Origin of the sequence: Streptomyces sp. NBC_01261, from assembly GCF_036226385.1 — a bacterium.
Taxonomy (GTDB): Bacteria; Actinomycetota; Actinomycetes; order Streptomycetales; family Streptomycetaceae; genus Streptomyces.
The window spans coordinates 11,356,857-11,368,533 of the sequence record NZ_CP108463.1 but is presented as its reverse complement, the minus strand read 5'-3'; the positions used below and the strand labels follow the sequence as shown (position 1 = coordinate 11,368,533).

The window sequence follows — 11,677 nt, the reverse complement described above, 5'->3', positions numbered from 1 at the left end:
TCATAAATAATGAATTGAGCTAGCGTGGTGCCGCCGAGCCGCCGACGGCGCCCTTCCGCACACGAACGACGGGTGACCCCATGACCTCCGCATCGCAGCAAGCCACCACGCCCGACGGCACGCGCCGCCTGGCCATCACCCTGTGGGACTTCAGCTGGTACACGCAGGCCGGACCCGGCGAACCCTTCGCCGACCTCGACCGCGCCTTCGCCGAGGCGATGGAACGGGGCTTCAACACCGTGCGCGTCTGCGCCATGCCCTTCCTGCTGTTCTCCGGACGCGTCCACTCCCCCGAGTCCATCCAAGTCCGCGGCTTGGGCGATCAGTTCGGACAGCGCACCCGCTGGTACAACGTGCGCGGCGGCTATCCGCTGGACGGCCGGCGCCGACTCGTCGAGCTGTTCGAGGCAGCCGCCCGCCACGACTGCCAGGTGATCGTGTCCTCATGGGAGTACCAGCAGTCCCCCAGCTTCGCCGACACCGATACGTGGCACCGCGCCCTGGCCGAGGTTCCCGGCCCGGACCGCGCCGAGGCGGTGGCTGAATCGCTCGCAGACCTGCTGGACTTCCTCGACGAGCGCGGACTGCTCGACCGCGTCGCCTACGTCGAGGTGCACAACGAGGTCGACAACTGTTCCCTCGTACCCGCCGACGGCACCGCAGGCCACTACGCCCGGCTGCGCGGCCCCCTCGAACGCGCCGTCAAACTGCTGCAGGCCCGCCACCCCGACATCCCCGTCACCTACTCGCTGGGCGAGCCCTGGCCCGCCGAGCTCGACGACCTGCCCGAACAGGCCCAGATCGCGCACTTCCACTTCTACGTCTACGGCGTCCTCGGCGCACTGTACGAAGCGGCCGGCCTGGGCCACGGCACCGAAACGGCACCCGAGACCACCACCTGGCCCACCCCCGAACTGGCCGCCATGCTGCGCCCCGACGCACCCGCCTTCACCGACCACCAGCCGGACGAACCCTGGCGACTGGCCGCCACCGGGATCCCCCGCGAACTGTTCTACGCACACGACTGGGTCGACCCAGACCGCTGGGACCTGTGGCTCTACGAGAACTATCCGGCACACCGGCAGGCCATGCGGGAGACGCTGGCCGGGTGGGTCGACTCCGTCGCCGAGTTCGCCCGCCAACGCAACATCCCTGCCGTCCTCGGCGAAAGCGTCGTCGGATACACCCCACTTCTGACCCGCTTCGAGGAGGACGCAGTCGGCAAGGACATCGCCGAGTTCGTCGTCGACCGCTGCCTCGCCGCAGGCTTCCAGGGCGTCGTCCTCACCTCCAACGCGGCCCCGCACCACCCCATGTGGCACACCGACCGGGACTGGATGCGGCGGGTCAACTCCCGCGTCACCGCGGGCTGAACGCGATCCCCCGGCGGCCCGAGCTGCGGGCGGCAAGCCGTACCGACACAGGGACCGGGCAAGCACACGAGCCGGCGGCCAGGAGAAGCATGGCTGCCCCTGGCTTCCGACTGTACGTCGGGCATCTTCACCGCCGACGACGACGCCCGCGACACTTGGTGCCGCCTTGTCGGGCCACATGCTCCGGCTCTACGCCGTCCCCGGGGCGCCGATCCCCGTGCGTCCGACGTCCGGGCGCCCTCTGCGGCCACCGCGCCATGGTCCGTTTCCTACGAACGAGCTCGGGCGCCGCCTAAGAGGGCCCGGCGGTAGGTGTGGCGAATGGCCGTGTGACGACCCGGAGGCAAGACAGGCACGAGCCTGGGTGATCATGGAGTTCTTGACGCTCAGTGATCAGCGGAGGGCTCGTGCCTGTCCTGCCGTCATGCCTGCTCGAACCCCTGTGGGACCAGTTCGCAGCGCTGCTGCCCGAGGGAAAAACTGGGCGATGCTCCAGGACAACACGCACGCTTCACCACCACTGTGCGCACCGTCGCAGAACAGATGGGATGGACCGATGCCCCCTGGCCGGCGTCGGACGACCCGGCCACCACCGACTCACCTGACAGAGGTGGCGACAAGGACACGCTCGACCCCCTCGCCGAGACGAGCGCAGGGCGATGAAGCTGACTGCCCTACGCTGGCTGCTCGACCCGGCAACCAGCCTCCTGGCCCTGCGGTTACGTGCTCAAGAACCACGACGCATGTCCTACGACGCGGCCTGGCGGCTGGCACGGGTAACACGGCATCCCGACGAAATGGTGTACCGGCACCACGGACACCTTGCCGAGGATCCCGACGACGAAATGCAGTGAGTGATTTCCAACATCCCGATGCTGACCGCAAGTTGGACTGTCCTGCGCAACAGCGAAGCTCCTGGCGAACACGGGGGATCTTGGTCGAGAACCCGTCTGCCAGGAGCTTCGTCGTTGCGCAGGGTGGTCAAACTCGCGGTCTACACTGCCAGCTTGCAGGGCGCTCAATGACCGGTTTGCCCGAACTCGTTGCACGACGAGGGCCGTTGGGGGCACGCTTGTGTCCCGGTCGCTGAACATGGTTACTGAGCTTGAACTCATGAAGTCGTTGGGGTGAGGGATAAGCCGGTCTCGGCGAGGCATCCGTCGATGAGGTGCGGGCGGTACTGGATCTTCCTCATCCCGTGTCGGATGGTCTGGATCAGGTGCTCAGGGGTGGTGAAGGCGGTGTTGGACAGCCATCCGCGACGCAGCAGCGACCAGATGCCTTCGACCGGGTTGAGATCGGGCGCGTAGGAGGGCAGCTGATAGACGGTCAGCCAGTCCTGTCGGGCGATGAACTGCCGCATGCCGTAAGCGAGATGGACGTTGAGGTTGTCCCAGACGAGCACGATCGGGCCGCCGAGCTGGGTGTGGGCGGTGATGAGCAGGTCGCGGTAGTCGGTCCAGGCGAAGCTCTTGCGTCCGTCGCGTCGGCCGTCGTCACGGCGCGGCCGGTAGATCAGCCGGGAGCGTTCACCCGGCTTGTAGCAGGTCAGTGCGGCGATCGAGATGCGGCGGCGGGAGCGGCCCCGGACCCGGATCACGGGGGTCTGCCCGCGTCGGGCCCAGGTGCGGGCAATCGGCGGCGTCATCGAGAAGCCGGACTCGTCCTCGAAGACGATCCACGCGTCGAGCGCCGCCGCGGTCCTTCCACCTGCGGCCAGGTCTCCTTCACCCAGCCAGTGACCTTCTCCTCGTCACGCTCGACGGCCCGTCTGGCCGGCACCTGGCAGGAGAAGCCGTGCCGGATCAACAGCTTGCGCACCCCCTGCGGGGTGTAGCTCTTGTGGAACCGACGGCCGATCACGGTCTTGATCCGGGACAGCGTCCACCGCTGGTCCGGCCAGCCGTGTGCGACCGGCCCCTTCGCCAACTCCCGCTCCAGCTGGGCGAACTGGGCCTCGCTCAACCGGGGCACAGAAGCAGCTCCCGCTGACCGCAGGGCCCGCGGACCGTCCTTGTCCCATAACCTGCGCCACCGCTGGATGGACCGGACGCTGACCCGTAACTCCTTCGCGATCGCCGAGCTCGGCTCACCAGCAGCGAACCGTTCGGCGGCCATCATGCGAATGCCCTCGCGGAACTGCCGACGTTCGTCCGACAGTCCACCACCCTGCGCGTACCTCATGACAACGACGTACCGCGAGGATCAAGCCCTGTCAGCAGCTACGACAACCCAAGTTCAAGCTCAGTACCGGGGTTGCGCCGGTGCAAACCGGCGCCGGCGCTAACTGAATATTGAGCGAAAGGGACTCAGGTGTCTCGAATTAGGAGGGCCCTCAAAAGGGCCGCTGCAAATATGCAGCCTCTGCGGCATATCGGATTCACGATATGGGCGCAGCGCCCCAACTTCACTACACCGACTGTTGCTGACGATTCGCCCGTATCTGCACGAGCGTCGCTTCGGCGTCTACGATACGCGCGGATTGTGGCAGCGCTGTTGTTGGCGCTCGTAACTGGTTTCTTCCGGGTCGACGCGGGATGCGGTCAGCCGCACTCGCTCCACACCGCACAGCGTGTGTGCGAGTGGATCGGAGCAACGCAGCCATCCACTGCGGTGGCCCCGTAGCCTCTCGGGACGGTTATGAACATATAGTCCCTCAGTCAAGTACGAAATAGAAAATTGGCTGGGGACGACTCGCGCATTCGTGCTTGGGCGGGTCGTTTTTTTATGTCTGAAACGGATCTCCGTCCTGGCACTCCGTGGGGCAGACCCAGCGGTACGAACAGCTGAGGATTTGCGCGGCCTTGAAGTCCGTGAAAGCCCAGCTATTTTCCAGGTCGAGGGCATTGACGGCCACGAGGTCAGTGCCAAGGGTGGAGCGTGTTTACAGGGCTTCTGCACCTCGCTCCTGCAAGGCTTGACTGTACTGCTGCAACAGCCACACTTCTTTCTGGACAGCGGCCGACTGCGACGAGTCCTTCTCGTCGTGCTCGCGGGCTAGGACACCCAGGAGTTCCTGCATCCGCCGGTCGACTGAACGCCGCCTGACGGCGACGAGTTGGCCGCCTGCGTAGGCTTCGTCGACGTTTCTGCGCATGATCGGCTCGGCGGTCAGCTCGGTGATCAGGGAACGGACAGCATCGTTGGGAGTGGCTTCACGGACCAGGGAGAGGTACTCCTGCGGGTCCTGGACACCGTATTCGGCGCCGCCCGCTTCCATGATTGCTCGGCGCACAGCCGCGTAGGGCGGAGCAGTGAACTCCTCGATCCCGTACGCGTCGAAAGCTGGGGAGACCAGGTCGGGCCGCTGTAGGGCGATCTTGAGTAGTTCGCGCTCCGTTGCATAGACCGCGTTACGAAGATTGATCACGGGCTTGGGCTGAGTCCCGGCGTTCGCGTTCGAAAGCGGGCGCCGCATGGTGGGAGCCTGGCTAGTACTACCGCGCGCTTCGCGATCCAGGTGGCTTACCTCCCTGGCCACGAAGGTCTCGTCCAGGCTGCCGAGCATGCCGGCGAGTTGGAGCGTGACTTGGTGCTGAGTCGACCTGTTCGTGATGCCGGCGATTGCAGGAGCAGCCTCTGCCAGGGCGGCCTTCTGTCCGGCCGACGTCTCCAGGTCGTGTCGAGCAACGATCTTGCGCAGGATGAACTCGAAGAGTGGGGTGCGTGGTTCAGCAAGTTCCGTGACGGCCGCGTCGCCTTTAGCGAGGCGCAATGCGTGGGCGCCCATCCCGTCAGGTGCAACGGTGATGTAGGAGTGAGCGGCGAACTCCTGATCGTCTGCGAGTATGCGCAGCGCGGACTGATGAGCGTGCCCATCATGGGCGAAGGCAAAGGTGATCCGGGCGCTTCCATCATTTTTGAGGAGGCGTCGCAGGATCGGGATGTGGTCAGCACCGAACAGTGTGCCGCAGGTGGCGACGACGGTGGGGATACCCGCCAGGTGGCAGGCCACGACGTCGGTGTAGCCGTCGACCACGACGGCGCGGTTGGTCTTGGCCATGTCCTTCTTCGCGAGGTCGATACCAAACAGCGCCTGGGACTTCTTGTAGATCGCCGTGTCGGGCGTGTTGATGTACTTGGGGCCGTTGTCCGCCTCGTGGAGCTTGCGGGCACCGAAGCCGACGACTTCGCCGCCGATGTTGCGGATGGGCCACATCAGTCGGCCGCGGAAACGATCGATGGGGCCGCGGCGCCCTTCCTGGGCCAAGCCGGAGAGCAGGAGTTCCTTGTCGGTGAAGCCCTTGCCGCGCAGGTAGCGCGTGAGGTGGTCCCAGCCCTGGACGCTGTAGCCGACGGAGAAATACTCGGCGGCGGCCTGGTCGATACCACGCTCGGCGAGGAATGTGCGGCCGATAGCGGCCTCGGAGGTGGTGTTGAGCTGTGTGAGGTAGAACTGCGCGGCCGCTCTGTGTGCTTCGACCAGGCGGATGCGTTCAACGTGCTGGCGGTCGCGGTGGCCTGCATCAGCGCGCAGCGCGATACCGCCGCGTGAAGCTAAGGCTTGTCCCGTAAATGATCTTCGGGTCGTCTCGGGCGTGGTTGGCCGCGTGGCGGTCCGCTTGCCTATCCGGTGAGGGCGAGGTTGTGCAGTCGGGCGATGCCGAGCATGGCGTGGTGGACGCCGGCGCCTTTGAGGCGACAGTCGCGGAGGATCTTCCAGGTCTTCATACGGGCGAAGACGTGCTCGACGCGGGCTCGGACCTGCTTGTGGGACTTGTTGTGTGCCTGCTTCCAGTCGGGCAGGTCTTCGCCTTTACGCCGGCGGTGGGGCATGACGAGTCCAGTGCCGGGGTAGCCGCCGTCGGCGATCGTGAGTGTCTTGCCGACGGCGGCTTTGGCGCCGGATTCTTCCCATGCCTTGCAGTCGTTGCGGTTTCCGGCGAGCGGGCGGCCGACCAGGACGACCAGGCGGGTGTCGGCGTCGATGACGACCTGGTGGTTGGTGGAGTACCGGTAGTTCTTGGACTGCGCGGCGATGGAGTGGTCGCGGGTGGGGACCAGGGTGCCGTCCACGATGAGCACGGTGTCCTTGGCGAACCGCTTTCGGGGCTGGAGCGCGAGCATCGGCCCGAGGTGGTCGATGATGCGGTCCGCCGCCGACTTCGACACCCCGAACAGCGGGGCGAGCTGGCGCATCGTCAAGTTCGTCCGCCAGTACGCCGCGACCAGCAGAGTCCGGTCCTCCAACGGAAGGCTCCACGGCCGGCCCTTGCGGACCGCGTCCGCACCTTCACGCCGCAGCACGCTCACCAGCTTCCCGAAACAACGCGGGCTCAGCCCGGTGAACGGGGCTATCCAAGACGGCTCCGACGCCGTGATCACACCAGCCACGCCAAGATCATCTCACCTGTGACCAGCAGTTACGGGACAAGCCTTAGCTGGCCGCGATTCTCACTGGGGGTGATGAGATTCGCTGTGGTGGCCTCTTCGCCATGCTCCGCGACGGAACCTTCTACGAACCCCAGCCCGCCGAGGCCTGACCTGCTGAAATTTCACTGCACGGAAGGAGGCTCCCCAAGATGCACCGCGACATCTGAACCGATACGCCAGTCGGCGAGACGCCGCAGGCTCACACCATGAAGGTTGGCCCTGTCCGGATCAGCACCTGCCTTGACCAGCAGCGACAGCACCGTGCCATCGCCTCGATACGCCAACACGGCCTGCCACAAAGGCGTATTGCCCTGCCCATCGGGTGCATCCATCTCTGCACCCGCCGCCAGGAGAGAGCCGACAGCCGCGGCATCCTGCGCATCCGCCGCGAAGTGCAGCTGCGTCCACCCCTGGCGGCTCTCACGACCCAAGCCCTGACCCTCATCCGTCATGCCCGTCATCATCACGATCGCTTGACCAAGGGGATAGGGGCACCCCCCACACACAGCGGATTCCTCTTCCCCGCCAACTGGGCTCTTCGCCAGCTGGTTCACCTCCACGCGCACGCAGAGGACGCGCGTGTCGTGCGCGGATCCAGGCTCCGTCGCGCACAAGCCACCGGCCCGGCGGGCCTTCTCCGCCAGCCGTCATCCTGCTGGCGGGCAAGGGACCAACTGGTCGTGGACGTGTGGGGGCATGACGCGCGCGTGCTCGGCGAGAGTGTCGAGGAACGCTGTGGTCAGTGGGTCCGGACGGGACCGGGTGTAGGCGGCCAGGGTGCGGCGTACGGGCGGGTCGGGGCGGAGCAGGCGGCCGGCGAAGTCGGGCGGGACGACGTTGGCGGGGACCAGCGCGGGGCCGAGGCCGGCGGCGGCGAGCAGGGGTGCGGCGGCGGTCTGTTCGGTGCGTACCGCCGTATGCGGGCGGAATCCGGCGGCGGCGCAGGTTCGGTCGAGGATCTCGGCAAGGCCGTTTCCCGCGGCGTAGTGCACCCAGCTGCGGTCGGCGAGGGTCTCGAGCCGTACGCGGGTGGCGCCCTGCTCGGCGGCCGGGTCGTCGGCGGAGACGACCACGACGAACTCCTCGGTGCCCAGCTCGCGCAGCAGACCGTCCCAGCTTGGTGGGCGTGGACCGACCGCGAGGTCGGCGTGTCCGGCGGTCATCGTGTCGTGAAGCTCCGCGGCGTGCCGGTGTTCCAGCAGGCGTACCTGGATCTGCGGGTGGGTCTTGTGCCAGACGTTCAGGACCGGCGGGAGGACGCCGAGGGTGACCGAGTACACGGCTGCGAGCTGGAGCTCGCCGGTTTCCAGCCCGGCCGCACGACGGGCCGCGGAGCGGGCCCGGCCCGCGTCGGCGAGGGCGGCGCGGGCGTGAGGCAGCATCGCGCGGCCCATCGGGGTCAACCGGACCGAGCGCGGGAGCCGTTCGAGGAGAGGGCCTCCGCTGTCCCGTTCCAGGGCACGGACCTGGTGGGAGAGAGCGGGCTGGGAGACATGCAGCAGCTCGGCGGCACGGGTGAAGGACCCGGTGTCCACGACGGTCACCAGGTATTCCAGCTGCCTCAGCGTTGCCATACACCCAGGTTATGCCACCGGTAGAAAGCATGTCTTGGACGTATCGATGAGACATGGCGCAAGGTCGACATGACAGAGCCGTACGCACCGGCGTGCGGCGTAAGTGAAGAGGTACCTCCATGTCTGCCTCCCCTCCCCGCTCCGTTTCCCCGTCTCTCGAAGGCCGGCGCATCGTCGTCCTCGGCGCCGGCTCCCGCATGGGCCGGATCCTGGCCGCGCGGACATCGGCCGCCGGCGCCGAACTGATCCTCGCGGGCCCGGACACCGGCAAGCTCAAAGCGACGGCCGACGAACTGCCAGGAGCAGCCAGGGTGCTGGCGCTCGATCTCGCCGACGAGGCCTCGATCGCCTCGTTCGCCACCGAGGCCGGCCCCTTCGACCATCTGGTCTCGACGGCTGCCATGCCGGCCAACGGGCCGGTCGCCGAACTCGAACTCGCAGCCGTGCAGCGGGCGTTCGCCGCCAAGGTGATCGGCCCGCTGCTGCTCGCCAAGCACCTGGCCGGTCAGGTGCGTGAGGGCGGCTCCTTCACCTTCTTCTCCGGTGTGGCGGCGTGGCGCCCCGCACCGGGCCGGGTGGTGATGGCCACCACGAACGGCGCACTGGCCTTCCTCGTCGAAGCCCTGGCAGTGGAACTCGCCCCGCTACGGGTGAACGCCATCTCCCCCGGCATCATCGACTCCGGGGCCTGGGACGCCATGGGCGACGGCAAGGAGGCGTTCCTGCGCCAGACCGCCGAGAGCAACCCCGTCGGCCGTGTCGGCACCCCCGACGATGTCATCCAGGCGGTGCTGTTCACGCTCACCAACCCCTACGTCACCGGCACCGTGCTGCACGTCGACGGCGGCGGACGCCTCGCCTGAGCCGACCCGACGGCCCCTCACACGAACGGAACGACGCATGAGTATCCAAGACATGAGCGGTCTTCCACTCGCCGGAGACCTGATCGCCGACGGCTTCCAGGGATGGCCTCCGCACCTGCTCCAGGAATTCCAGGTCAACGCGTTCAACGGCCACGTCGGCCAGACGCTGCTGAGCGAGACGGACCGGGTGCGCGTGTGGGAGATCCGCCTCGCCCCGGGCGAGCGCGTATCCGCACACCGGCACGTCCTGGACTACTTCTGGACCGCGGTCACCGATGGCCGCAGCCGCCAGCACACCCACGACGGCACCACCCGGGAGGTCGCATACCAGGCGGGCGACACCCGGCACTTCACCTTCCGATCCGGCCAGTACCTCCTCCACGACCTGGAGAACACGGGACCTACGACCTTGATCTTCACCACTGTCGAGTTCAAGGACGGCCCCAACCATCCGCTGTCCCTGTACAGTTGACGGACGGGCCCAGAACACGGTCATCAGCGCCGCACATTCGACAGGGCCGACCCCGAAGACGTCGGCGAACGCGTCCACTCCCCCAGGTGCCGCGGCACGAAGCCGCTCGTCGAGTCCAGCGCCGTACAACCCGAAGGAAGTGAGCCCGTCACGGTCGGACTCGTCCGCGACGGACATCACGCGCACTCTCGCGCGGCGGAGCAACTGCACGAGTGCCGCTGACATGCTTCGGCGGCGTGGACGGCCCACCGGCGGATCGGGCGCGCTGCTGGGCAGTTGTGGCTCAGCAGCGTGGTTCTGCTCCGTACAGGACTGACGCCGGAGACGACCGACCGCGCCGACCTTGCAGGTCCGCTGTTTCGGCAGCACCGGCACGGGCTACGCCCCTCGCTCGCGCTGCTCGGACTTGAAGTACATGCGGACGAACGCCAGGAGGCCCGCGATGCCCGCGGTGATGAGCGCGGCCGTCTCCCCGCTGGTGTTGGTGCGTCGCATCCACGGAATGGTGATGGAACCGATGGTGCCCGCGATCGCCGGACCCGCGGGCACGACGGTGCTGAACAGCCCCGCGGACGCCGTGGCCGCGTAGGCCGATCCGCCGCGGAAGCGACCGAGCGGCGAGCTGAGAATGTCGACCAGGCGCTGCATGAGGCCGGCTTCGGAGAGCACGGCACTCACGAAGACGAAGGCCAGGGCCGCGAAGGTGATCGGCTCCTTCAGCGCGGTGGCAGGGCTGTCCCAGGCCACCTGGCGCGCGTCGCCGCCGGTGAAGGCCACGGTGACCAGGAAGCCGACGATCATCGCTTCTCCGACGTTGCGGCGCAGCAGAACGTTCCAGGCGACGATGGCCAGGATGGATGCGGCCAGCGCGATGATGGCGCTCACGAGGTGGACCTCGGCTCCGCTGTCTCGCCGGTGAGGGGATGTGGTTCGGGCGTCTGCGGGGCGGTGACGAGGTGATCGGCACGGTCCGTGACGCGTGGGAGCGGCCGATCCGCGGTGTCATGCGCAAACTGGGCATCCCCGACGAGCAGTTCGACCACGCCCTGTTCCTCTACAACATCCTCTTCGACCCCCGCGAAGTACTCGACCTCGTCGACCAGGGATCCACCACCGACGAGGCCCTCGACCGGCTCATCCCCGCCTGCTACGGCGCACTCCAAGGCTGGACACCGCACCGCTGACAACACTCGCCGGGGCGGGCACCGTCGTCGATCCCCGCCCGTCCCCCACCTGCACGTCAAAGACCTGCGCGAACCGAATTACGATCCGGCCGAGCCCCTCATCAGCGGTATCCATGCCCGCGTCGAAACCCAGTGACTGTTGTCGTTCCGATCTTGCGGGGTGCGCGTCGAACGGGAGCCTCGACCGGGTGATCGCAACTGGTCGCGGGCATCGAGGCAGTCACCTCGCCATGCCGAAGAATCAAGCTGCGGCGGCGAGTTCGGTAGGGAACACGGTGTTTTCGTCGAACAGCCGGCGATGCCGCAGGCAGTGATGACGTCGGCCGGTCATGCGGTTGAAGAGGTTGCGCTGGACAGCGGTATGCCAGTCGCCCTGCACACGTCGTCGCCGGTAGTGGGCGTTGGCTCCGGTGGATGCTCGGAGTGAGGCGAAGGCCCGCACGTGGCCGACCTGGGTGAGCCGGCCGGTTCCTCACCCGCCGCCGGGTGAAGGTCGGCTACACCAGCACCTTCGCACCGAGCGCCGCCTTCAAACGCCTGCCCGGCGTCACCTCGGCCGAGCACCGCGTCACCACACCCATGCCGGGCCCGGGCGATGAGACAGGGAAACCGGCGCCGGCTGTGGACGATCGGACCGCAGAGACTCCATTCCGTCCGCCCGCCGGGGCGTACCAGACGTCAGCGAACTTCCCGGAAGTGGCAGCCGCAGGGCTGCTGCCTGCGGCTGCGTCCTGTCCTGTGCGAGCAACTCCGCTGCCCCGGGCCGCATGTCCTTCACGGGCCGCCTCCGTCGGGATACCGCGTGCCGGGAGTGCGCCGCTCACCGCGAACGGGGAAC

10 protein-coding genes and 1 pseudogene are annotated in these 11,677 nt (G+C 67.4%); 5 read left to right on the top strand and 6 right to left on the bottom strand.

Annotated elements, in window-relative coordinates; translation table 11 throughout:
* Nucleotides 1-80: 80 nt before the first annotated feature.
* Together OG226_RS50480 and OG226_RS50475 are read left to right on the top strand one after the other, a co-directional pair.
* Nucleotides 81-1,373 carry a cellulase-like family protein gene (locus OG226_RS50480; RefSeq protein ID WP_329353118.1) on the top strand — a complete coding sequence of 431 codons (1,293 nt, stop codon included), beginning with the start codon at nucleotides 81-83 and terminating at the stop codon, nucleotides 1,371-1,373.
* A 659-nt stretch (nucleotides 1,374-2,032) separates the two neighbouring features.
* Nucleotides 2,033-2,227: a hypothetical protein gene (locus OG226_RS50475; RefSeq protein WP_329353116.1), complete on the top strand. Its 195-nt coding sequence runs from the start codon at nucleotides 2,033-2,035 to the stop codon at nucleotides 2,225-2,227.
* A 257-nt stretch (nucleotides 2,228-2,484) separates the two neighbouring features.
* Here the strand turns inward: OG226_RS50475 and OG226_RS51795 are convergent.
* The 5 genes and pseudogenes from OG226_RS51795 to OG226_RS50445 all read right to left on the bottom strand — a co-directional run bounded on the left by OG226_RS51795 (nucleotide 2,485) and on the right by OG226_RS50445 (nucleotide 8,320).
* Nucleotides 2,485-3,557 (bottom strand): IS630 family transposase gene (locus OG226_RS51795; protein WP_443066971.1). Its coding sequence is split into 2 segments (ribosomal slippage): nucleotides 2,485-3,108 and nucleotides 3,111-3,557, totalling 1,071 coding nucleotides; the frame shifts between segments, so codons are not numbered across the junction.
* Nucleotides 3,558-4,257: 700 nt separating this feature from the next.
* Nucleotides 4,258-5,880: pseudogene (locus OG226_RS50460) on the bottom strand (DNA primase); the annotation flags it as partial.
* Nucleotides 5,881-5,939: 59 nt separating this feature from the next.
* Nucleotides 5,940-6,707, bottom strand: coding sequence for a transposase (locus OG226_RS50455; protein WP_329347193.1), 768 nt, complete (start codon nucleotides 6,705-6,707; stop codon nucleotides 5,940-5,942).
* 161 nt (nucleotides 6,708-6,868) lie between these two features.
* On the bottom strand, nucleotides 6,869-7,198 hold the full coding sequence (locus OG226_RS50450; RefSeq protein WP_329353113.1) for an ankyrin repeat domain-containing protein: 330 nt from the start codon (nucleotides 7,196-7,198) through the stop codon (nucleotides 6,869-6,871).
* Between the two features lie 195 nt (nucleotides 7,199-7,393).
* Nucleotides 7,394-8,320 carry a LysR family transcriptional regulator gene (locus OG226_RS50445; RefSeq protein ID WP_329353112.1) on the bottom strand — a complete coding sequence of 309 codons (927 nt, stop codon included), beginning with the start codon at nucleotides 8,318-8,320 and terminating at the stop codon, nucleotides 7,394-7,396.
* Nucleotides 8,321-8,439: 119 nt separating this feature from the next.
* On the opposite strand from OG226_RS50445, the gene OG226_RS50440 reads away from it, so the two are divergent.
* Together OG226_RS50440 and OG226_RS50435 are read left to right on the top strand one after the other, a co-directional pair.
* A complete protein-coding gene (locus tag OG226_RS50440; protein ID WP_329353110.1) occupies nucleotides 8,440-9,183 on the top strand; it encodes an SDR family oxidoreductase in 744 nt (247 codons plus the stop codon).
* 37 nt (nucleotides 9,184-9,220) lie between these two features.
* Nucleotides 9,221-9,655 carry a hypothetical protein gene (locus tag OG226_RS50435; protein WP_329353109.1) on the top strand — a complete coding sequence of 145 codons (435 nt, stop codon included), beginning with the start codon at nucleotides 9,221-9,223 and terminating at the stop codon, nucleotides 9,653-9,655.
* Between the two features lie 378 nt (nucleotides 9,656-10,033).
* Here the strand turns inward: OG226_RS50435 and OG226_RS50430 are convergent, their stop codons facing one another.
* Nucleotides 10,034-10,540 (bottom strand): TRAP transporter large permease subunit, encoded by a 507-nt coding sequence (locus OG226_RS50430; RefSeq protein ID WP_329353107.1) that lies wholly within the window; start codon nucleotides 10,538-10,540, stop codon nucleotides 10,034-10,036.
* A gap of 38 nt (nucleotides 10,541-10,578) precedes the next feature.
* Between OG226_RS50430 and OG226_RS50425 the strand changes: the two genes are divergently transcribed.
* Entirely contained in the window at nucleotides 10,579-10,839 is a 261-nt protein-coding gene (locus OG226_RS50425) for a hypothetical protein (protein ID WP_329353105.1), read from the top strand.
* The last annotated feature ends 838 nt before the right edge of the window (nucleotides 10,840-11,677 follow it).